This is a genomic window from Pulveribacter sp. (genome assembly GCF_032079985.1).
GTDB lineage: Bacteria > Pseudomonadota > Gammaproteobacteria > Burkholderiales > Burkholderiaceae_C > Melaminivora.
This window is the reverse complement of record NZ_DAMATK010000004.1, coordinates 102,869-124,462: the sequence shown is the minus strand read 5'-3', so window position 1 is coordinate 124,462 and position 21,594 is coordinate 102,869. Positions and strand designations below refer to the sequence as shown.

General features: G+C 70.8%; 20 protein-coding genes. 7 read left to right on the top strand and 13 right to left on the bottom strand.

Annotated features, from left to right (window positions below; all coding sequences use genetic code 11):
* Positions 1–90: 90 nt before the first annotated feature.
* Positions 91–1,209: a ribonucleotide-diphosphate reductase subunit beta gene (locus RT282_RS13125; protein WP_313314830.1), complete on the top strand. Its 1,119-nt coding sequence runs from the start codon at positions 91–93 to the stop codon at positions 1,207–1,209.
* 186 nt (positions 1,210–1,395) lie between these two features.
* Positions 1,396–2,163: a hypothetical protein gene (locus RT282_RS13120; RefSeq protein WP_313314827.1), complete on the top strand. Its 768-nt coding sequence runs from the start codon at positions 1,396–1,398 to the stop codon at positions 2,161–2,163.
* A 178-nt stretch (positions 2,164–2,341) separates the two neighbouring features.
* Here RT282_RS13120 and RT282_RS13115 read toward each other — a convergent pair whose 3' ends face one another.
* The 7 genes from RT282_RS13115 to RT282_RS13085 all read right to left on the bottom strand — a co-directional run bounded on the left by RT282_RS13115 (position 2,342) and on the right by RT282_RS13085 (position 8,921).
* Entirely contained in the window at positions 2,342–3,247 is a 906-nt protein-coding gene (locus tag RT282_RS13115) for a carbohydrate kinase family protein (RefSeq protein ID WP_313314824.1), read from the bottom strand.
* Positions 3,248–3,271: 24 nt separating this feature from the next.
* A complete protein-coding gene (locus RT282_RS13110; protein WP_313314821.1) occupies positions 3,272–4,489 on the bottom strand; it encodes a DUF3426 domain-containing protein in 1,218 nt (405 codons plus the stop codon).
* Between the two features lie 43 nt (positions 4,490–4,532).
* Positions 4,533–5,420, bottom strand: coding sequence for a 50S ribosomal protein L11 methyltransferase (gene prmA / locus RT282_RS13105; protein ID WP_313314818.1), 888 nt, complete (start codon positions 5,418–5,420; stop codon positions 4,533–4,535).
* A gap of 91 nt (positions 5,421–5,511) precedes the next feature.
* Positions 5,512–6,861 (bottom strand): acetyl-CoA carboxylase biotin carboxylase subunit, encoded by a 1,350-nt coding sequence (gene accC / locus RT282_RS13100; RefSeq protein WP_313080906.1) that lies wholly within the window; start codon positions 6,859–6,861, stop codon positions 5,512–5,514.
* A 282-nt stretch (positions 6,862–7,143) separates the two neighbouring features.
* Positions 7,144–7,611, bottom strand: coding sequence for an acetyl-CoA carboxylase biotin carboxyl carrier protein (accB, locus tag RT282_RS13095; RefSeq protein WP_312303609.1), 468 nt, complete (start codon positions 7,609–7,611; stop codon positions 7,144–7,146).
* Positions 7,612–7,730: 119 nt separating this feature from the next.
* Entirely contained in the window at positions 7,731–8,288 is a 558-nt protein-coding gene (locus RT282_RS13090; protein WP_313314814.1) for a TlpA disulfide reductase family protein, read from the bottom strand.
* Positions 8,289–8,306: 18 nt separating this feature from the next.
* Positions 8,307–8,921 carry a hypothetical protein gene (locus tag RT282_RS13085; protein WP_313314811.1) on the bottom strand — a complete coding sequence of 205 codons (615 nt, stop codon included), beginning with the start codon at positions 8,919–8,921 and terminating at the stop codon, positions 8,307–8,309.
* 201 nt (positions 8,922–9,122) lie between these two features.
* On the opposite strand from RT282_RS13085, the gene mpl reads away from it, so the two are divergent.
* Both mpl and RT282_RS13075 read left to right on the top strand, forming a co-directional pair.
* Complete coding sequence (mpl, locus tag RT282_RS13080) at positions 9,123–10,520, top strand: UDP-N-acetylmuramate:L-alanyl-gamma-D-glutamyl-meso-diaminopimelate ligase (protein ID WP_313314808.1); 1,398 nt, start codon at positions 9,123–9,125, stop codon at positions 10,518–10,520.
* Positions 10,517–11,338, top strand: coding sequence for an alpha/beta hydrolase (locus RT282_RS13075; RefSeq protein WP_313314805.1), 822 nt, complete (start codon positions 10,517–10,519; stop codon positions 11,336–11,338). Before mpl ends, RT282_RS13075 begins: the two co-directional genes overlap by 4 nt.
* Here RT282_RS13075 and ruvC read toward each other — a convergent pair.
* The 5 genes from ruvC to RT282_RS13050 form a co-directional block, all read right to left on the bottom strand.
* A complete protein-coding gene (gene ruvC / locus RT282_RS13070) occupies positions 11,332–11,880 on the bottom strand; it encodes a crossover junction endodeoxyribonuclease RuvC (RefSeq protein ID WP_312756308.1) in 549 nt (182 codons plus the stop codon). The two genes, RT282_RS13075 and ruvC, sit on opposite strands and share 7 nt — an antisense overlap.
* Positions 11,881–11,953: 73 nt before the next feature.
* Positions 11,954–12,673, bottom strand: a complete 720-nt coding sequence (gene mtgA, locus RT282_RS13065) for a monofunctional biosynthetic peptidoglycan transglycosylase (protein WP_313314802.1) — start codon at positions 12,671–12,673, stop codon at positions 11,954–11,956.
* An 8-nt stretch (positions 12,674–12,681) separates the two neighbouring features.
* Positions 12,682–13,524 (bottom strand): shikimate dehydrogenase, encoded by an 843-nt coding sequence (gene aroE, locus RT282_RS13060; protein WP_313314799.1) that lies wholly within the window; start codon positions 13,522–13,524, stop codon positions 12,682–12,684.
* Positions 13,524–14,390, bottom strand: a complete 867-nt coding sequence (locus RT282_RS13055) for a TonB family protein (protein ID WP_312303628.1) — start codon at positions 14,388–14,390, stop codon at positions 13,524–13,526. The genes aroE and RT282_RS13055 overlap by 1 nt, the downstream gene beginning before the upstream one ends.
* Positions 14,387–16,516: an RNB domain-containing ribonuclease gene (locus RT282_RS13050; RefSeq protein ID WP_313314795.1), complete on the bottom strand. Its 2,130-nt coding sequence runs from the start codon at positions 16,514–16,516 to the stop codon at positions 14,387–14,389. The genes RT282_RS13055 and RT282_RS13050 overlap by 4 nt, the downstream gene beginning before the upstream one ends.
* A gap of 155 nt (positions 16,517–16,671) precedes the next feature.
* Between RT282_RS13050 and RT282_RS13045 the strand changes: the two genes are divergently transcribed.
* Positions 16,672–18,234 carry a Wzy polymerase domain-containing protein gene (locus RT282_RS13045; protein WP_313314792.1) on the top strand — a complete coding sequence of 521 codons (1,563 nt, stop codon included), beginning with the start codon at positions 16,672–16,674 and terminating at the stop codon, positions 18,232–18,234.
* Between the two features lie 7 nt (positions 18,235–18,241).
* Here the strand turns inward: RT282_RS13045 and RT282_RS13040 are convergent, their stop codons facing one another.
* The gene (locus RT282_RS13040) at positions 18,242–18,826 is read right to left on the bottom strand and encodes a YqiA/YcfP family alpha/beta fold hydrolase (RefSeq protein ID WP_313314790.1); all 585 of its coding nucleotides are present in this window, start codon (positions 18,824–18,826) and stop codon (positions 18,242–18,244) included.
* Between the two features lie 70 nt (positions 18,827–18,896).
* Here RT282_RS13040 and rodA point away from each other — a divergent pair, with 70 nt between their 5' ends.
* Both rodA and tldD read left to right on the top strand, forming a co-directional pair.
* Positions 18,897–20,075 (top strand): rod shape-determining protein RodA, encoded by a 1,179-nt coding sequence (gene rodA, locus RT282_RS13035; protein ID WP_312303636.1) that lies wholly within the window; start codon positions 18,897–18,899, stop codon positions 20,073–20,075.
* A gap of 43 nt (positions 20,076–20,118) precedes the next feature.
* Entirely contained in the window at positions 20,119–21,579 is a 1,461-nt protein-coding gene (tldD, locus tag RT282_RS13030) for a metalloprotease TldD (RefSeq protein WP_313314787.1), read from the top strand.
* Positions 21,580–21,594: the final 15 nt, after the last annotated feature.

The window sequence follows — 21,594 nt, the reverse complement described above, 5'->3', positions numbered from 1 at the left end:
CAGGCGACCACGCAACAAACGCGGCTGCACAACGCTTCGGTGCTTTCCTTTTTGAAGCACTGCTTCCATAATCCGAGCACTGGAAAAGCCATGCTTACCTGGGACGAAGAAGTCAAGACCCCATCGCAAAATCTCCCGCAGGGCGGCCAGCACAGCGGCCTCCCGCAGGAGCCGCGCCTGCCGGCCCGCGCAGGGCGCGTCGCCGCCGTCGACAAGCGCATCATCAACGGCAAGACCGACGTCAACCAGCTCGTCCCCTTCAAGTACAAGTGGGCCTGGGAAAAATACCTCGCCACCTGCGCCAACCACTGGATGCCGCAGGAGATCAACATGACGCGCGACATCGCGTTGTGGAAGGACCCGAACGGCCTGACCGAAGACGAGCGCCGCATCGTCAAGCGCAACCTGGGCTTCTTCGTCACGGCCGATTCGCTGGCGGCCAACAACATCGTGCTGGGCACCTACCGCCACATCACCGCGCCCGAATGCCGCCAGTTCCTGCTGCGCCAGGCCTTCGAGGAAGCCATCCACACCCACGCCTACCAGTACATCGTCGAGTCGCTGGGCCTGGACGAAGGCGAGATCTTCAACGCCTACAACGAGGTCGCCTCCATCCGCGACAAGGACCAGTTCCTGATCCCCTTCATCGACGCCATCATGGACCCGTCGTTCAAGACGGGCACGCCCGAGGCCGACCAGACGCTGCTCAAGAGCCTGATCGTCTTCGCCTGCCTGATGGAAGGCCTGTTCTTCTACGTCGGCTTCACGCAGATCCTGGCTTTGGGCCGGCAAAACAAGATGACCGGCGCGGCCGAGCAGTACCAGTACATCCTGCGCGACGAGTCCATGCACTGCAACTTCGGCATCGACCTGATCAACCAGCTGAAGCTGGAGAACCCGCACCTGTGGACGGCCGAGTTCAAGGACGAGATCGCGGCGCTCTTTCACCACGCCGTGGACCTGGAATACCGCTACGCCGAAGACACCATGCCGCGCGGCGTGCTGGGCATGAACGCCTCCATGTTCAAGGGCTACCTGCGCTACATCGCCAACCGCCGGGCCACGCAGATCGGCCTGCCGGAGCTGTTCCCCAACGAGGAAAACCCCTTCCCCTGGATGAGCGAGATGATCGACCTGAAGAAGGAACGCAACTTCTTCGAGACGCGCGTCATCGAGTACCAGACCGGCGGGGCGCTGTCCTGGGACTGACACGCGCCAGCGCACGACGGCCATGGGTTTTCTTTCACGCTCCCTCCGCACCAGGCGCCATGCGCCGCAGCGCCGGAGCGTTTTGTCGCATTCGTGGTGGCGGACGCAAGCGTCGTTGCCATGGATCGCCCGCCGCCCAATGCAGGCGCCGGGTGCTCTCTGCCAACCGACCCCAAGGAGAAAATGATGGCAACTGCGAAGAAACCCGCTGCGAAGAAACCTGCAGCCGCCCCCGCCAAGAAGACGACGGGCACGACCGCCAGCGCCAAGGCGCCGGCCACCAAGAAGGCCGCCGCAGGCGCGGGCGCCGCTGCCACCAAGAAGGCCGCCGCACCGGCCAAGAAGGCAGCAGCAGCACCCGCCAAGAAGGCGGCCGTGCCGGCCAAGAAGGCCGCCGTGAAGAAGACTGCAGCAGCCCCCGCGAAGAAGGCTGCGGCGCCGGCCAAGAAGGCGGCAGCGCCCGCCAAGAAGGCCACCGCCAAGACCACCGCCGTGAAGAAGGCGGCACCGGCCAAGAAGGCCGCAGCGCCGGCCAAGAAGGCCGCAGCGCCGGCCAAGAAGGCCGCAGCGCCGGCCAAGAAGACCACGGGCAAGACCGCTGCCGTGAAGAAGGCGGCACCAGCCAAGAAGGCGGCCGCACCCGCCAAGAAGGCCGCAGCCCCCGCCAAGAAGGCAGCGGCACCGGCGAAGAAGGCCGCAGCGCCCGCCGCCAAGAAGGCAGCGCCGGCGGCAGCGAAGAAGGCGGCGCCGGCCAAGAAGGCAGCCCCGGCCGCGAAGAAGGCCGCAGCGCCTGCACCGGCCAAGAAGGCAGCGGCGCCCGCTAAGAAGGCACCGGCCCCGGCGAAGAAGGCCGCCCCTGCGAAGAAGGCCGCAGCGCCCGCGCCGGCACCCGCCGCGCAGACCACGCTGAGCCCGCAGGCGGCCTGGCCTTTCCCCACCGGCGGCAAGCCCTGAGGACGGGCTAGCGCTCCAACGAAAAACCCGGCGCCTGCGCCGGGTTTTTTCTTGTCCTGCTGCTTCAAAAAAGAGAGCTACTGCCGCTTGATTGGCACGGCTTTGCGATAGAAATATATCGTAAACCGGCTCTAGGAAAGCGCCAAAAGCTCCTAATTTTGTAGCGTCTACCAGAAGCTCACACGCTTTCCGGGTCGAAGTCCAGCTCGTAGTTCTGCGGCCCGCGCCGGGCGATCTTCAGCGCGCCCAGGCGGTTGCCCAGCCGGGCGCAGCGCGCCAGGGGCCAGCCGCGCTCCAGACCGTACAGCAGGCCGCCGCGCCAGGCGTCGCCGCAGCCCGTGGGGTCAACCACTTCGGCGGGCGCCGCGGCGGGCACGTGGGTGCGCTCGCCCTGCTCCCAGACTTCGCAGCCCTCGCCGCCCAGCGTCACCACCAAGCCACGCACGCGCTGCGAAATCTCCTGAAGGCTCCAGCCCGTGCGCTCGCACAGCATCTTGCCCTCGTAGTCGTTCACCGCCACCCAGCCGGCCTGGCCGATGAAGCGGCGCAGCTCCTCGCCGTCGAACATGGGCAGGCCCTGGCCCGGGTCGAACACGAAGGGGATCTGCGCGGCGACGAACTGCGCCGCGTGCTCCTGCATGGCCTCGCGCCCGTCCGGGGCGATGATGCCGATGGCCGCGCCCGCCTCGCCGGCCGCGATGCGCGTGCGGTGCGCGTGCAGCATGGCGCCGGGGTGGAAGGCGGTGATCTGGTTGTTGTCCTGGTCCGTCATGATCATCGCCTGGGCGGTGTAGGCGTCGCCCGCCTGGGCCACGTGGCGGGTGTCGATGCCCAGATCGCGCAGGCGCGCCAGGTAGTCCTCGCCGTCGCTGCCCAGCATGGCCACGGGGCGCGGGTCGCCGCCCAGCAGCTTCAGGCTGTAGGCGATGTTGCCGGCGCAGCCGCCAAAGTCGCGCCGCAGCGTGGGCACCAGGAAGGACACGTTCAGGATGTGCAATTGCTCGGGCAGGATCTGCGCAGCAAAGCGGCCCTCGAAAGTCATGATGGTGTCAAAGGCCAGGGAGCCGCAGATCAGTGCTGCCATGTGGTGTGTCGAATCAAAGAGTGGTTAGGGATAGAAGGCCAGCAGCCGGTAGCCGGCCACCGGCGTGCCGCCTTCCAGCTGCACGGGCGCGGTGGCGCTCCAGACGGCCGCGGGCGCCAGCTCGGGGGCGGCGCCCAGCTCGCCCTCCGGACGCAGCACGCGGCGCACCAGCAGCTGGTCCTGGGCGTCGGTCAGTGTCAGTTCCAGCAGCGGCATGGCCACGGGGTGGGCTGCCGTGTTCTTCAGCGCCACCTGCAGCTCGTAGCGGCTGGCGTCGCCGCGCGCCTTCAAAAAGGACGAGCTGTCGATGACCACGGCGGAGATGTCGCGCGGCGGCTGCAGCATGCAGCCCAGGCGCGCGCACAGCTGCTGCAGCGCCACGCGCGCCTGCGGGTAGCGGGCCGACAGCGCATCGCGGTAGTGCAGCGCCGCCTGCCCGGCCAGCAGGGCCGCCAGCGCCAGCACCAGCAGCGCCAGCAGGCCGCGCACGGCCGGCTGGCGCCAGAAGGCGCTGCGGCGGGCGATGCGGACGAATTCGGGCTCGGGGCCGAGCGGGATCTCTTCATCCTCGTCCTCGGCCGGGTAGGTGCGCAGCGGTGGCGACGGGACGGTTTCTTCGGCGGGCGCGGCAAGCGGTGGCTCCGCCTCATCGGCGTCTGCCACAGGCCCCTCGTCCAGCGGCAGCACCTGCGCAGCAGGCTCGGGCAATGCCTCCGGCGCTTCTTCGATCTCTTGCGGCAGCTCTTCAGACAACGCCGGCTCGCTGGCGACAGGCGCTTGGACCTCATCGGCCGGCGCCGGCGCGTTGGCGGCGGATTCCTCCTGCACCGCCGGCGGCACGGGCGTGGCCAGCAGAAAGGCGGGCACGGGTGGCGGCGGCAGTTGCTGCCACGGCGCGGGGGCTGCGGCCGCTGGCGCGGGCTGGGGCGCCAGCACAGTGACAGGGGCCGACGCGGGCGCCTGAATGGATGGCTGAACGGGCGCCGGCGCGGCGCGGGCGCTGCTCCAGACGCTGGGCTCGGCCGGCGGTGCGGCGCGCGTCGGCGCCGCATGCGGCGTGGCCAGGCGGTCCATCGGCATGTCGGCCAGCAGCGGCGCGGGCTCTTCCGGCCCCAGCTGCTCGGTGGCGTCGAACACCTCCTTGCACTGGCCGCAGCGCACCCAGCCGTCCGAGATGCGCAGCTGGTCGGCAACCACCCGGAAGGCGGTCGCGCAATGCGGGCAGCGTGTGATCTGGCTCATCGGCGGAGGATTCTAGGCGCCCGCCCTGTACGGGCGGCGGCGCTCAGCGGCGCGCCGCCATCAGGATCCAGCCGTCCTCGCTGTCGGCCACGGACAGCTGCAGCCACGGAGCGTAGGCCTCCTTCAGCTCGTCGGCCTGGCGCTCCAGGATGCCGGCCAGCACCAGGTGCCCGCCCGGCGCCACGTGGGCGCACAGCAGCGGCGCCAGCACTTTGAGCGGCGTGGCCAGGATGTTGGCCAGCACGGTGCCGTACTCACCCCGCGCCAGGTCAGGCAGGCCGGCACGCAGCTGCACGCCGTTGGCGCGGGCGTTGTCCTCGGTGGCCTGCACGGCGGCCGGGTCGATGTCCACGGCGTCCACGGCTTCAGCCCCGAACTTGGCCGCGCCGATGGCCAGGATGCCCGAGCCGCAGCCGTAGTCCAGCACCGTGCCCAAGCCCCGGGTGCTGCCCTGGCCGGCGATCCAGCGCAGGCACATGCGCGTGGTGGGATGGGTGCCGGTGCCGAAGGCCATGCCGGGGTCCAGCCGCAGTGTCTGGCGCGCGCCGGCGGGCGGCTCGTGCCAGCTGGGCACGATCCAGAACTCGGGCGTGATCTCCACCGGGTCGAACTGCGACTGCGTCATTCGCACCCAGTCCTGCTCCGGCACGGCGGCGATGCCCAGCACCTGGCAGCCGGCAAAAAAGTCCTGCGCCGCCAGCAGCGTGGCGGCCTCCTCGGCCGCGGCCTGGCTGGAAAACAGCGCGGTGACGCGGCTGCGCTGCCAGGCCTCGCGCGGGGCCGGCATGCCGGGCTCGCCGAACAGGGCCTGCTCGGCCTCGGTCTGGGCATCGGCGTCTTCCACCGACACGCTCAGGGCGTCCAGCGCATCAAAGGCCTCGCCCAGCACTTCCACGCGCTCTTCGGGGCACAGCAGGGTCAGCTCGAACATGGCGCATCCCTCACGAAAACGGGCACTCGGGGCCCACAAAAAAGCTGGCACCCGTCGCCAGGTGCCAGCGTGCGAAAGGTGTGCGGCCCGCTCAGCGCTTGCGCTGGGCCAGCCACTCTTCCAGGTAGTGGATGTTGGTGCCGCCGGCCACGAAGTTGGCGTCCACCATCAGCTCACAGTGCAACGGCACGTTGGTGCTGATGCCCTCCACCACCGTCTCGGTCAGGGCCGTGCGCATGCGCGCCAGGGCCTGCTCGCGCGTGTCGCCGTGCACGATGATCTTCCCGATCATGGAGTCGTAGTTCGGCGGTACATAGTAGTTGGTGTAGGCATGCGAGTCCACGCGCACGCCGGGGCCGCCCGGCGCGTGCCACATGGTGATGCGCCCGGGCGACGGCGTGAACTTGTAGGGATCTTCCGCGTTCACGCGGCATTCGATGGCATGGCCCTTGATCTGGATCTGGCGCTGGGTGAAGGGCAGCTTCTCGCCCGCAGCCACCATGATCTGCGTGCGCACGATGTCCACGCCGGTGATCAGCTCCGTCACCGGGTGTTCGACCTGCACGCGGGTGTTCATCTCGATGAAGTAGAACTCGCCGTTTTCGTACAGGAACTCGAAGGTGCCCGCGCCGCGGTAGCCGATCTTCTTGCACGCGGCCACGCAGCGCTCACCGATGCGTTCGATCAGCTTGCGCGGGATGCCCGGCGCCGGCGCCTCCTCGATCACCTTCTGGTGGCGTCGCTGCATGGAGCAGTCGCGCTCGCCCAGGTAGACGGCGTTGCGGTGCTTGTCGGCCAGCACCTGGATCTCGATGTGGCGCGGGTTCTGGAGGAATTTCTCCATGTACACGGCCGGGTTGCCGAAGGCCGCCATGGCCTCGGCCTTGGTCATCTGCACGGCGTTGACCAGGGCTGCCTCGGTGTGCACCACGCGCATGCCGCGCCCACCGCCGCCGCCGGCGGCCTTGATGATCACGGGATAGCCGATGGAGCGTGCGGTGCGGCGGATCTGCACCGGATCGTCGGGCAGCTCGCCCTCCGAGCCCGGCACGCAGGGCACGCCGGCGCGGATCATGGCCTGCTTGGCCGAGACCTTGTCGCCCATGATGCGGATGGAGTCCGGCGTCGGGCCGATGAACTGGAAGCCGCTCTTTTCCACCCGTTCGGCGAAGTCGGCGTTCTCGGCCAGGAAGCCGTAGCCCGGGTGGATGGCCTCCGCGTCGGTCACCTCGGCGGCCGAGATGATGGCCGGCATGTTCAGGTAGGACAGAGGCGAGGGCGCCGGGCCGATGCACACGGCCTCGTCGGCCAGCTTGACGTACTTGGCGTCGCGATCGGCCTCGGAATAGACCATCACCGCCTTCACGCCCAGCTCGCGGCAGGCGCGCTGGATGCGCAGGGCGATTTCGCCGCGATTGGCGACCAGGATCTTTTTAAACATAAGCGCCCCCGCGGCTCATCGCCTGCACGCTGGCGCGTGCCAGGGCCATTTGCTTCGCCCCGCCTGCGGTAGGAACGCCGCGATTGGCCACCAGAATTTTCTTAACCATAGAAGTCTTCCATTGCGCCGCGCACCGCCCGCAGCCTTAAAACCTGGCACACACCGTGCCAGCAGACGCTGCGGATCCGGCTTCGCCGGTCCGCCAGCGTCGTCCCCCTTCCCAGCGCGCGAAGCGCGCGCCAGAGAAGGGGAAGCCGCGCAGCGGCTCAGGGAGTTGTTCTCTTACTCAATCACGAACAGCGGCTGCCCGTATTCGACGGCCTGGCCGTTCTCGCCCAGGATGCGCGTCACGGTGCCGCTCTTGTCGGCCTCGATCTCGTTGAGGATCTTCATGGCCTCGACGATGCATAGCGTCTCGCCTTCCTTGACCTGGCTGCCGACCTCGACGAACGGCTTGGCGCCCGGGCTGGAGGCGCGGTAGAAGGTGCCCACCATGGGCGACTTGACGACATGGCCGGTGGGCGCGGCAGCAGCCGCAGGCGCAGCGGCTTCGGCCACGGCGGTGGCAGGAGCGGCGGCGGCTGCGGCCGGAGCGGCGACGGCCTGCATGGGCGCGGCCATGACCTGCTGCACCACGGTGGTGCCGGCCTTGACGATGCGCACCTTGCCCTCGGCTTCGGTGATTTCGAGTTCGGAAACATTCGACTCGGAGACCAGGTCGATGAGGGTCTTGAGTTTTCGCAAATCCATGGGAGCTCCAGCGGCTAAAAACGGGAAGGGCGCGAATTTACCCGAAATTCACACAACGGTGGTCTATTGCACCGAAATTGCCGCAAATTACTGCTTTTTCTTTGATGCAGTGCTGTGGCTCAGGCCAACGTGGCCCAAAGAGCCAGGTCTTCGGATGTCAGCTCGCCCATTTTACGCTTCAAGATGCTGCCATCTGCCGCAAAAAGTACGGTAAAGGGCAGGCCACCTCGCTCGTTGCCCAGAGCGCGGCCGATGTCCGAGCCGGCCAGCCCGCCCAGCGCCAGCGGAAACTGCAGCGGCACGCGCTGCAGGAATTTCTGCACGTTGGCCGCCTGGTCGATGGCCAGCCCCACCACCTGCCAGCCACGCGCGCGCTGCTCGGCGTGGAAGCGGTCCAGCAGCGGCAGCTCCTGCACGCAGGGCGGGCACCAAGTGGCCCAGAAGTTCAGCAGCAGCGGGCGGCCGCGCAGATCGGCCATGCGCAGCGCCTCGCCCTGCAGGCCTTCGAAGGTGGCGCCCCACAGCTGCGCGGCGGCGTCCGGCTGCGCCGGGCCGGGCGACAGCCGCCAGGCGGCCAGGCCGGCACCGCCCAGCCCGGCCAGGGCGCCGACGCCGATGGCCAGCCAGCGGCGTCGGCCTGATGACAGGAGGGAAGGCGGAGGGGTCGTTTCGGTCATGCGCGGCGGGTGAATGGGTCAGTCATGCGGGGTGGGTGCGTCGTCCTGCTCCAGCAGGCGCTGCACGGCCTGGGCGTCGCCACGCGGCGCGCGGCCGCGCGCGTCGGGGCGCAGGGCGCCGCGCAGATCATCCAGATCGTAGATCAGCAGGTGCACGCCGATGGCCTCGCCCAGCTCGGGCGAATGGCTGGACAGGCTGAGCATCTCCACCGGCTCGCCGCGAAAGCCCGTCACGGCGCGCGGCTCGTAGCTCACGCGGTGGTCGATCAGGGCGATCTCGGCGCTCTTGCTGTCGTCGCAGAACAGGCTCAGGTGGATGTCCGACAGCCGCGTGGCCGTGCCGTGCCAGACGGCGCCGCCCAGGTAGGGGCGAAAGGCCTGCAGCCGCTGCATCCACATCAGGGCCAGCTGGCGCAGGGCACGCAGCTCCTGCGGCTGGGTGTCGGCGCAGAACAGGCCGATGTAGGCGCGCACGGCGTCTTCCACTAGGTCGTTGTCGGGCAGCGCGGTGCGGCTGGGCAGGCCCAGCTCGCGCACGGCGCGGCGCTTGGCGGCGCCCCATTCCAGGCCCTCCTCCACGGCCATGCGGGCGGCGGCGTTGGCGATCTCGATGGCAAGTGCGCTGGAGGACATAGCGATGCGGGCAGGGTGCGGGGGCAGCGGCCATTGTGGCCTGCCGCGGCGCCCCGGGGGCAGCCCAATGCGCTCGCCCGGCAGGGGCATTGCAGCCCGGTCAGCTACGCTTTCAATAGCTGCCAGCGCTTGTGCAGCAAGCGCTGGAGGCTGATTTGACTCATATTCCGCATGGCCCTGCGGCCTTCTTAGAATGCCCCCATGCACATACACATCCTGGGCATTTGCGGCACTTTCATGGGCGGGCTGGCGGCGCTGGCGCGCGAGGCGGGCCACCGGGTGACCGGCTGCGACGCGGGCGTCTATCCGCCCATGAGCGACCAGCTGGCCGCCCTGGGCATCGAACTGATCGAGGGCTACGGCGCCGACCAGATGGCCTTGAAGCCCGACATGTTCGTCATCGGCAACGTGGTCAGCCGCGCCCGGCTGGCGGACAGCACGGCGAAGTTCCCGCTGATGGAGGCCATCCTGGACGCCGGCGCACCCTACACCAGCGGCCCGCAGTGGCTGGCCGAGCACGTGCTGGCCGGCCGCCACGTGCTGGCCGTGGCCGGCACGCACGGCAAGACCACCACCACCTCGATGCTGGCCTGGATCCTGGAGAGCGCCGGCCTGGCGCCCGGCTTCCTGGTCGGCGGCGTGCCGCTGGACTTCGGCGTCTCCGCCCGGCTGGGCCGCCAGGTGGCGGGGCAGCAGCGCCCGCTGTTCGTGATCGAGGCGGACGAGTACGACACCGCGTTTTTCGACAAGCGCAGCAAGTTCGTGCACTACCGCCCGCGCACGGCGGTGCTGAACAACCTGGAGTTCGATCACGCCGACATCTTCGACGACCTGGGCGCCATCGAGCGGCAGTTCCACCACCTGGTGCGCACCGTGCCGCCGTCCGGGCGGGTGGTGGTCAACAGGCTGGAGGAAAGCCTGGCGCGCGTGCTGCACCAGGGCTGCTGGAGCAGCGTGGCCAGCTTCGGCGCGGCCGACAGCGACTTCACCGCCGACGGGCCGCCGCACGACTTCGCCGTGCTGCGCCGCGGCCAGGCCGGGCCGGCCGGCCGCGTGCAGTGGGCCCTGAGCGGCGTACACAACCAGCTCAACGCCCTGGCCGCCATCGCCGCCGCCGAACACGTGGGCGTGGCGCCAGCGCAGGCTTGCGCGGCCCTGGCGCATTTTCAGAACGTGCGCCGGCGCATGGAGCTGCGCGGCAACGTGCGCGGCATCGCCGTCTACGACGACTTCGCCCACCACCCCACGGCGATCCGCACCACGCTCCATGGTCTGCGCCAGCGCCTGGGGCCGAACGCGCGCATCCTGGCCGTGTTCGAGCCGCGCAGCAACACCATGAAGCTGGGCACCATGGCCGCCCAGCTGCCCTGGGCGCTGGAGCCGGCCGACCTGTCGTTTTGCCACACCGGCGGGCTGGACTGGGACGCCGCCGCCGCGCTAGCGCCCCTGGGCGTGCGGGCGCAGACAGCCGGCGATGTGGCCACCCTGGCCGCGCAGGTGGCGGCCGCCGCGCAGCCGGGCGACCACGTGGTGTGCATGAGCAACGGCAGCTTCGGCGGCATCCATGCCCGGCTGCTGCAGCTGCTGGCCGCGCCATGAGCGGCAGCCCAGGCGCCGCAGCCGCCGCGCCGCAGGATCGGTGGATCGCCACCGGCCGGGGCCGCCTGCTGACGCGGCGCTGGGCAGGCAGCAACGACGCGGCCGCGGCGCCGCTGGTGCTGCTGCACGACTCGCTGGGCTGCGTGGCCCTGTGGCGCGACTTCCCCGCCCTGCTGGCGCGCCAGACCGGGCGCAGCGTCATCGCCTACGACCGACTGGGCTTTGGCCAGTCCGACCGGCGCACGGACCGGCTGGCGCCGGACTTCATCGAAGAGGAGGCACGCGAATTCTTCCCCCGGCTGCGCGAGCAGCTGGGCCTGGAGCGCTTCGCCCTGTTCGGCCACAGCGTGGGCGGCGGCATGGCCGTGCACTGCGCGGCCCTGCACGCCGATGGCTGCGAGGCGCTCATCACCGAATCGGCCCAGGCCTTCGTGGAGGACCGCACACGGGACGGCATCCTGCAGGCCCAGGCGGCCTTCCAGGACCCGCAGGAGCGCGAGCGCCTGCGCCGCTACCACGCAGACAAGGCGGAGTGGGTGCTGGACGCCTGGATCGGCACCTGGCTGTCGCCGCAGTTCGCCTCCTGGTCGCTCAACGACGTACTGCCCCGGGTGTGCTGCCGCACGCTGGTGCTGCACGGCAGCGACGACGAATACGGCTCGCGCGCCCACCCCGAGGCCATCGCCGCCCGCGTGGCCGGCCCAGCGCGGCTGGAGGTGCTGGCGGACACCCGGCACGTGCCGCACCGCGAGCATCCCACGCAGGTGGCGCAGCGGGTGGCGGACTTCCTGGCCGCCGCTGCGGACGTCGATCAGTAGCTGCGCCCGCCCTTGTACAGCGCGTGCTGGCGGCGGCTGAGCTGCGCCACCGCCCCCACGCGGGCCATGGCGGCGCCGGCATGGGCGTGGGTGATGGCCATGCCCAGCGCGTCGGCCGCGTCGGGGCCTGGCAAGCCGGGCAGCTGCAGCAGGCGGCGCACCATCTCCTGCACCTGGGCCTTGGCCGCGCGGCCGTGGCCCACCACGGCTTTCTTCATCTGCAGCGCCGTGTATTCGGCCACCGGCAGCTGCGCGTTGACCAGCGCCGTCAGCGCTGCGCCGCGCGCCTGGCCCAGCAGCAGCGAGGACTGCGGGTTGACGTTGACGAACACGATCTCCACCGCCGCCGCCTCGGGCTGGTAGCGCGCCGCCACCTCGCCGATGCCGTCGAACAGCACCTTCAGCCGGCCCGGCAGGTCGCCCAGCGCCAGCCCCGTGGTGCGGATGGTGCCGCTGGCCACGTAGGCCAGCTGCTGGCCCTGCACGTCCACCACGCCGAAGCCGGTGGTCTGCAGGCCGGGGTCGATGCCGAGGATTCTCATGAACTATGCTTTTGATAGCTGCCAGCGCTTGCTGGTATTGGGTTGAAGGCCGTTTTGATGCTTATTCCACGCGTCACGGCAGCTCGGAGCGGCCCATGCGCGCCTGCAGGCTGCGGCTGCGCGCGGCCAGGTAGGCCGAGCCCGGCGTTTTCTCGAAGCGCTTGGGCGCCGGCAGCATGACGGCCAGGCGCGCCGCCTCGCCGGCGGACAGCTGGCGGGCGCTCTTGCGATGGTAGTGCTGCGCCGCCGCCTCGGCGCCGAAGACGCCTTCGCCCCACTCCACGCTGTTGAGGTAGATCTCCAGGATGCGGCGCTTCGTCAGCAGCCGCTCCAGCGCGAAGGTCAGCACCAGCTCCTGGCCCTTCCTCAGCAGCGTGCGCTCGCCCGACAGCAGCAGGTTCTTGGCCAGCTGCTGGGTGATGGTGGAGCCGCCGCGGATGCGCGGCGCGCGCGTGCCGGCGCGGGGGCTGTCCGCCTGCGCGGCCAGCCGGGCGTTGCGCTGCCAGGCCTTTTCCATGGCTTCCCAGTCCACGCCCTCGTGGGTGGCAAAGCCGTCGTCCTCGGCGGCCACCACGGCGCGCTTGAGGTGGTCGGAGATCTGCGCGTACGGCACCCACTGCCGGCGCCAGCGCAGCCCGCCGCCGCCCGCCACCTGTGCCCAGGCCTCGGAGCGCTGGAAGGCGGTGGACTCGGGGTCGATGGCCGCCATGGCGGCGATGCGCAGCACGAAGAACAGCTGCAGCGCCAGCACCGCGCACAGCACCAGGCCCAGCCAGCGCAGCAGCCCCCGCATGGCAGCCGTCAAAACAGGGTTTTGCGGAGCTCGGCCAGCACCTGCTCGGCCGGCGGCTGCACGCCGCGCCACAGCGCGAAGGCGGCCGCCGCCTGGTGCACCAGCATGCCCAGCCCGTCGCGCGGCTGGCCGCCCTGCGCGCGCGCCCAGTCCAGGAAGCCCTGGGCCGCGGGCCCGTACATCATGTCGTAGGCCAGGGCGCCGGGGCGCAGGGCGCCGGCCGGCACGGGGATGGCGCCGCCCTCCAGGCTGCTGGCGGTGGCGTTGATGACGATGTCGAAATCGCCCTTCAGCCCTTGCTGGCCCTGCGCCAGCAGCTCTACTTTGTGTAGCGCCGCCAGTTCGGCGTGGCGCGCCACCAGGGCCTGGGCGCGTGCCGCCGTGCGGTTGGTGACGACGATGCGCCGCGGCTGCTGCGTCAGCAGCGGGCCCAGCACGCCGGCCGCCGCGCCGCCGGCGCCGGCCAGCAGCAGGTCGCAGCCAACGATGGGCCTGCCGGCGCCTTGCACGATGTCGGCCACCAGGCCCAGGCCGTCGGTGTTGTCGGCGTGCCAGCTGCCGTCCGGCTGCAGGGTCAGCGTGTTGGCCGCGCCGGCCAGCTGCACGCGCTGGCTGATCTGGCTGGCACACTGGGCGGCCTCGTGCTTGAAGGGCACGGTGACGTTGCAGCCGCGCCCGCCGCGCGCCGCAAACGCGGCCAGGGCGTCGGCAAAGCCGTCCACCGGCGCCAGCAGCGGCTCGTAGACCAGGGCCTGGCCGGTCAGCTCGGCAAAGCGGGCATGGATCCAGGGCGAGCGGCTGTGGGCGATGGGGTGGCCCACCACGCAGTACAGGTCGGGGGTGGTGCTCATCAGCGCAAATCCGTTTCCAGCGTCTGCTCGCGCGTGAACTTGAAGCGCGCGACCAGCGCCAGCTGGTCCATCTGGGCCCGCATGGCCGGGCCGAAGCTGCCAAACGGCCCGGCGGCGCGGGCGATCGCCTCGGCGCGGCGGTCCAGGTGGCGGTTGCCCGAGCTTTGGGCGATCTCGGTCTCCAGCACGCGCCCGTCGTGGTTGACGGTGAGGATCATGACCAGCTCGCCATAGAGCTTCTTGCCGCCGTGCTCGGGAAAGTTCTGCGTGCCCTTGTCCTCCACCTTGCGGCGCAGCGCGTCGTAGTAGACGGCGTGCACGCCCTCCATGGTGGCGGGGCTGACGTAGCGCTTGCGCGGGCGGGCGTTTTCTTCGTTGATGCGTCGCTCGATCTCGGCCAGCAGCTTTTGCAGGTGCAGGCGCTTTTGCTCCTGCGTCTGCTGCTGGGCGCTGTCGCTGGGCGCGCGCGGGTCGGGCACGGGCATGACGGCCAGCTCCTTGCGCACCTGGGCCAGCAGCTGGGTCTGCTGCTGCAGCATCTGGTCCATGCGGCGCTGGGCGTCCTCCAGGTCTTCGCCGATGGCCGTCAGGGCCGAGTACGGCAGCGGGCTGGTAGCGCGCCCTTGCGCGGCGTCGCCGCCGCCGGCCAGGGCCGACTGGGCGATGGCCTGGGCCTTGTCCGGCGCGCCGGTGGACTTGGCGTTGACCAGGATGACCTCCAGCGGCGTGTCCTGGAACACCCGGTTGAAGCCCTCGGGGTCGACGAAGCGCACGGTGAGCAGCACCGCATGCACGGCGATCGACAGGCCCAGCGCGATCTGCAGCGTGGACAGGCGCTGGGGCAAAGAAGCGGCGGCGTTTTTCACGGCGCCGGATTATCGGCGCTGCCGCCCGCGGCGGCGCCCTCCCCGGCCGCGGCCTCGCCGCTGCCCTCGCCGTCGCCCTGCACGTCCACAGCGATGGCCAGCGGGCCGGCCACGGCGCCGTCGTCGTCCTCGCCGCCATCGCCCTCGTCCACCGGACCGTCGTCGCGCGCATCCAGCGGGTCGTCCAGGCGCTCCAGCACGGTGCCGTTCACGTCCAGCGCGATCTCGTCGATCTCGCCCAGGCGCACGCGCACCCGGGCGCCGCGCGCGAGGTTTTGTGCGCCCAGCACCGGCAGCACCAGGGGCAGCGCATCCGCGCGCACCAGAAAGCCGCCGCCGGGCATGCCGTCGCGCACCACGGTGGCGTCGATCTCGGCAATGCCGTTCTGCTGCAGGTATTTGAGCGTCCACAGCCGCTCCATGCCGGCCTGGTAGGCGTTGTAGGCGCCGTAGGTGGCGTCGAAGCTGCTGATGACGGAAAACAGCTCCGCGTCCTTGGGTTTGAAGGGCGCGGCCAGCGCCGCCGTGCGGCCGTGTCGCGCGCAGGCGATCACCTGCCACTGGTTGACCAAGTCGACGTAGCGGCGCAGCGGCGAGGTGGCCCAGGCGTAGCTTTTCACGCCGATGCCGGCGTGCGGCAGCGCCTTGGCGCCCATGCGCACCTTCACGCCCGGCGCCAGACTGGCCTGGCTGCGGTAGATGCCGGGCACGCCGTGCTCGGCCAGCATCTGGCCCCAGTGGCTGTTGGCGACGATGGCGGCCTCGGCCACGATCAGGTCCAGCGGCGCGCCGCGCTTGCGCGTGCCGATGACCACCGTCTCGCTGCCGTCCGGCTCGTCGCCCGTCTGCCCCTGCAGGCGGAAGGTGTAGTCGGGCCGGGTGAAGCTCTCGGGCTTGCCGCGCACCACCTCGCGCTGGGCCTTCAGGTGCCGCGCCAGGCGATATAAAAATGTGAGCTGCTCGCGCAGGCCGGACAAGGCCCGGGGCGTGTTTTCATGCTCAATGGCCGGGTCGGCCAGCCAGGCCTCGGTGACGATGTGGTCCAGCTGGTCGTGGCGCAGGTTGACGGCGACGGGCACGCGCTCGAGCAGCGTCTCGCTGGCGGTGATGGCCAGCGTCTGCTCGTCGATGCTCACGTACAGCGACACGGCTGGGTTGGCGCGGCCCTCGTCCAGCGTGTAGCGCTGCACCACCTCGTCCGGCAGCATGGTGAGCTTGTGGCCGGGCATGTAGACGGTGGACAGGCGCGTGCGCGCCAGCCGGTCCAGCTCGCCCCCGGGCTGTATCGCCAGGCCGGGCGCGGCGATGTGGATGCCCAGACGCACCGTGCCCGTACCCAGGCCGGTGAGCGACAGGGCATCGTCGATCTCGGTGGTGGCCGAGTCGTCGATGGAAAACGCCTGCACCTCGGCCAGTGGCAGGTCGGCCGGCGGCTCGGGCGCGGCCAGGTCCGGAAAGCCCGTGCCGCGCGGGAAGTGCTCGAACAGAAAGCGCTGCCAGTGGAACTGGTAGCTCGACGCGATGGCCCCGGCGCGCGTCAGCAGGGCCAGCGGCGCCTCGTGGGCGATGCGGCTGGCCTCCACCACGGCCTTGTACTCGGGCGCGTTCTTGTCGGGCTTGAACAGGATGCGGTAGAGCTGGTCGCGGATGGGCTGCGGGCAGCTGCCGGCGGCCAGCTCGCCGGCCCAGGCGTCGATCTGCGCCTGCAGCTGCTTTTTTTTCTCGATGGCGGCCAGGGCCTGCTGCACCACCTCGGCCGAGGCCTTGCGAAAGCGACCCTTGCCGGCGCGGCGAAAGTAGTGCGGCGCCTCGAACAGCGCCAGCAGCATGGCGGCCTGTTCGGCGGGCGGCGCAGAGGCGGAGAAATACTCGCGCGCCAGCTCGGCGAAGCCGAACTCCTCCTCGGGCGCGAACTCCCAGGCCAGCGCCGGGTCGATGCCGCCGGCCTGCTCGCGCGCGGCGGCCAGCAGCTCGGCCGGCGCGGGCTTGTCGAATTTGAGCAGGATGTTGGCGGCCTTGACCTTGACCCGCTTGCCCGAGTCAAGCTCGATCTGCGCGGAATTTTCGGCCTCCGAGAGGATGCGCCCGGCCAGGAACTTGCCGGCGTCGTCAAACAGTGCATGCATAAGGGCGCGATTTTCCCCCATGCGGCCGGCCCGCCCGGGCGGTTGCAGGGTTGCTATGCAAAAAATAGCTGCAGGCGCTTGTCTGGCGGGCGATGGAGGCCGATTTTGCGCCCAATCCAGCAGCCGCCACTGCCCGCCCTATCATGGCCGCGACCATGACGCGCGCGCCCACCGACCGCCCCGAAACCCCGCCCGCGCGCCGGGCCGCCTGCCTGCTGGCCGCCCTGGCCGTGGCCCTGCCCTTCGTCTTTCCGTTCACCGAAGCGCCCAACAGCAACTTCTGGCCACTGATGGCCAGTGCCGCCTGCGCCTGGCTCGTCGCCCTGCTGGCCTGGAGCGGGGCCCTGGCGCGCCGCCACTTGGCGCCCTGCCTGGCGGCGGGGCTGCTCGCGGCCGGCCTGGTCGGCGGCGCCATCGGCCTGGCGCAGTACTTCCTGGGCGACGCCGGCCTGTCGCCATGGGTGCGTGCCTCCAGCCTGGGCCAGGCCATGGGCAACCTGCGCCAGCGCAACCAGCAGGCGACCCTGGTGTCGCTGGCCCTGTGGGCGCTGCTGTGGTGGATGGCCCGGCTGCAGCCCTGGGCGCTGGCACACCCGGCGCGCCGGCTGGCGCCGCTGCTGCTGGCCGCGGCGACGCCCTGGGCACTGGCACTGCTGGCCGCCGCCGGGGCGGCCACGGCCTCGCGCACCGGGGCACTGCAATGGCTGCTGGTCGTGCCGGCGCTGCTGCTGATGTGGCGGCGCGGCGCGGGCGCCCTGGCGCCGGCCGTGTATGCCGCGGGTCTGGCGGCGTATCTGCTGGCCTCCTGGGGCCTGCCGCTGCTGCTGGCGCAGTGGACGGGCGTGCAGGCCGAGGGCCTGTTCACCCGGCTGGCCCAGGGCGCGCACCAGGCCTGCACCAGCCGCGTGGCCCTGTGGGGCAACGTGCTGGAACTGATCGCCGCCCGGCCGTGGACGGGCTGGGGCTGGGGCGAGCTGAAGTACGGCCACTACATCACCCCCTTCGAGGGCCTGCGCTTTTGCGTGCTGCTGGACAACGCACACAACCTGCCGCTGCAGCTGGCGGTGGAGCTGGGCCTGCCCGCCGCGCTGGCCCTGGTGGGCGGCGCCCTGTGGGCGGCCTGGCGCGCCCGGCCGTGGGCCGAGCGCGATCCGGCGCGCCAGCTGGCCTGGGGGGTGCTGGCGCTGATCGCCGCGCACAGCCTGCTGGAGTTTCCGCTGTGGTACGGCCCCTTCCAGCTGGCCGCGGCGCTGGCCGTGGCCGCGCTGCTGCCGCCCCTGCCCGCCGCCTGGCGCGGGCCGCTGCGCGCCGCGGGCGTGGCGGCGCTGCTGCTGGCGCCGGCCGCCGGCCTTCTGCTGGCGCAGGGCTACCGCCCGGTCGCCGCCCTGTATCGCCCGGCGGCCGAACGCCCGGCCGACCTGCGCACGCTGGATGGGCGCGAGGTGGCGCGGCGCTGGCCGGTGTTCGGCGGCCCGGCGCTGTTCGCCTGGCTGACCACCACGCCGGTCGATGCCGCCAACGCCGCCGCCGTGCACGAGGCCGCGGCGCGGCTGCTGCACTACTCGCCCGAGCCGCGGGTGATCGAAAAGCTGATCGCCAGCGCCCGCCTGCTGGGGCGCGAGGACGAGGCCGCGCTGCACGCCGACCGCTACCGCCGCGCCTGGCCGCGGGATTGGGCGCGCTTCAGCCGGGGCCTGCCAGCCAGCAGCACGCCTTGAGAGACACTCAGGCCAAATCGCAGAAGGCGATGACTTCGTCCAGCAGGCGGGGAAAGTCGCTCAGCGCATGGTCGCCGCCGGGCAGCACGCGCTGGCGTGCCTGCGGGTAGCGGGCCACCATCTCGCGCCAGTCCAGCAGCTCGTCGCCCTGGGCGGCTACCAGCAGCTGGGGACCGGCGGGGGGTTGCTCGCGCACGTCCAGCTGGCGCAGCTCGTCGATGAACTCGGGGCGGAAGAAAAAACGCTCCTCGGGGTCGTGCCAGGCGGCCTGCTCACCGATGTAGCGTGCCAGATCCCGCGCCGGGTCCACCGCCGGGTTGAGCATGACGCTGGCGCAACGCGCGTGCTGCGCTACCCAGCTGGCGTAGTAGCCGCCCAGCGAGGAGCCGAGCACGGCCATGCGCGAGTGCGGCCAGGCGGCGATGCCCTCGGCCACCAGCGCCATGGCCGCGCGCGGCGAGGGCGGCAGCTGCGGGCACCACAGGCGCACACCGGGGTGGTGCTGCGCCACGTGGGCGGCCACCAGCTGCGCCTTGGCCGAGCGCGGGGAGGAACGAAAGCCGTGCAGGTACAGCAGATGGGTGTTGGGCATGGCGGCGATTGTGCGGCGCCGCCCCCAGGAAATGCCTTGAAAAGCCCTGCGGCCCGATAATTGCGCCCCCATGGTCGCCAGCACCCGCGCTTCGTTTCACTCGCCCACCCTCGCGCAGCGCATCGCGCCGCTGCTGCGCGGCTTCGACTGGCCGCTGATCCTGCTGCTGCTGGCGCTGGCGGGCATCGGCCTGGTGGCCATGTATTCGGCCGGCTTCGATCACGGCACGCGCTTCGTCGACCACGGCCGCAACATGCTGCTGGCGGCAGGTATCTTGTTCGTGGTGGCGCAGGTGCCGCCGCAGCGGCTGATGGCCCTGGCCGTGCCGCTGTACGCGGTGGGCGTGGGGCTGCTGGTGGCGGTGGCGCTGTTCGGCATCACCAAGAAGGGCGCGCAGCGCTGGATCAACATCGGCGTGGTGGTGCAGCCCAGCGAGCTGATGAAGATCGCCATGCCGCTGCTGCTGGCCTGGTGGTTCCAAAAGCGCGAGGGCCAGCTGCGCGCGCTGGACTTCGTCGTCGCCGGGCTGCTGCTGGCGCTGCCCGTGGCCCTGATCATGAAGCAGCCCGACCTGGGCACCTCGCTGCTGGTGATGGCCGCGGGCATGGCGGTGATCTTCTTCGCCGGCCTGCCCTGGAAGTTGGTGGTGCCACCGGTGCTGCTGGGCGCCGTGGGCATCGCGCTGGTGGTGTGGTTCGAGCCGCAGCTGTGCGCCGACGGCGTGCGCTGGCCGGTGCTGCACAGCTACCAGCAGCAGCGCATCTGCACCTTGCTGGACCCCACGCGCGACCCGCTGGGCAAGGGCTTTCACATCATCCAGGGCATGATCGCCATCGGCTCGGGCGGGCTGTGGGGCAAGGGCTTCATGGCCGGCACGCAGACGCACCTGGAGTTCATCCCCGAGCGCACCACCGACTTCATCTTCGCCGCCTTTTCCGAGGAGTTCGGCCTGGTGGGCAACCTGACGCTGATCGTGTGCTTTCTGCTGCTGGTGTGGCGCGCCCTGGCCATCGCGGCGCAGGCCGGCACGCTGTTCGAGCGCCTGATGGCCAGCGCCGTGGCCATGATCTTCTTTGCCTACGCCTTCGTGAACATGGGCATGGTCAGCGGCCTGCTGCCGGTGGTGGGCGTGCCCCTGCCCTTCATCAGCTACGGCGGCACGGCCATGACCACGCTGGGCCTGGCGCTCGGCGTGCTGATGTCGGTGGCGCGCGCGCAGCACCAACCCACCGAGGGCGGCGTGCAGTAGCCGGGCGCCGGCAGGGTCACGGGGCGCTGCCTAAAATGACCCGATGATCTCCCGCGAACCCACCATCGAGCGTTTGGCCGTCGCCCGCGACCTGCTGCTGACCCCCTTCGGGCTGGACGAATCCCATCTGGGCCAGGCGCTGGCGCACATCCGCGCGCACCAGGTGGACGACGCCGACCTGTACTTCCAGTACACCCGCCACGAGGGCTGGAGCCTGGAGGAAGGCATCGTCAAGACCGGCTCGTTCTCCATCGACCAGGGCGTGGGCGTGCGGGCCGTGAGCGGCGAGAAGACGGCCTTCGCGTATTCAGACGACATCTCCCTGGCCTCGCTCATGGACGCGGCCTCGACGGTTCGGTCGATTTCGGCCGCAGGCAAGGCGGGTAAAGCGCGAGTAGCTCCTAAAAGAGTAGCACAAAGCCGCTCGCTCTACCCCCACATCGACCCCATCGCCTCGATGGACAGCACGGCCAAGGTGCAGCTGCTGGAGCGCGCCGAGCAGCGCGCCCGCGCCAAGGACCCGCGCGTGGTGCAGGTCATGGCCGGCCTGGCCAGCGAATACGACGTGGTGCTGGTGGCGCGCGCCGATGGCCTGCTGGCCGCCGACGTGCGCCCGCTGGTGCGCCTGTCGGTGACGGTGATCGCCGAGCAGAACGGGCGGCGCGAGGTGGGCTCGTCCGGCGGCGGCGGGCGCTTCGGCCTGGCCTACTTCACCGACGAGCAGATCGGCCAGTACGTGGACGAGGCCGTGAGCGCGGCGCTGACCAATCTGGACGCCCGCCCGGCACCGGCTGGCGAGATGACCGTGGTGCTGGGCCCGGGCTGGCCCGGCGTGCTGCTGCACGAGGCCGTGGGCCACGGGCTGGAGGGCGACTTCAACCGCAAGGGCTCCAGCGCGTTCAGCGGGCGCATCGGCGAGCGCGTGGCCGCCAAGGGCGTGACCGTGCTGGACGACGGCACCATGGCGGACCGGCGCGGTTCGCTGAACGTGGACGACGAGGGCCATGCCACGCAGAAGAACGTGCTGATCGAGGACGGCATCCTGAAGGGCTACATCCAGGACGCGATGAACGCGCGCCTGATGGGAGTGGCCCCCACCGGCAACGGCCGGCGCGAGAGCTATGCCCACATTCCCATGCCGCGCATGACCAACACCTACATGCTGGGCGGCGACCGCGACCCGGGCGAAATCGTCGCCAGCATCAAGAAGGGCCTGTACGCCACCAACTTCGGCGGTGGGCAGGTGGACATCACCAGCGGCAAGTTCGTGTTCTCCGCCAGCGAGGCCTTCTGGGTGGAAAACGGCAAGATCCTCTACCCCGTTAAGGGCGCCACCCTGGTCGGCAGCGGCCCCGAGTCGCTCAAGCGCGTGACCATGATCGGCAACGACATGCGCCTGGACAGCGGCGTGGGCACCTGCGGCAAGGAGGGCCAAAGCGTGCCGGTGGGCGTGGGCCAGCCGACCATGCGCATCGAAGGCCTGACTGTGGGCGGCACGGCCTGAAACGGCCTGGCCGAC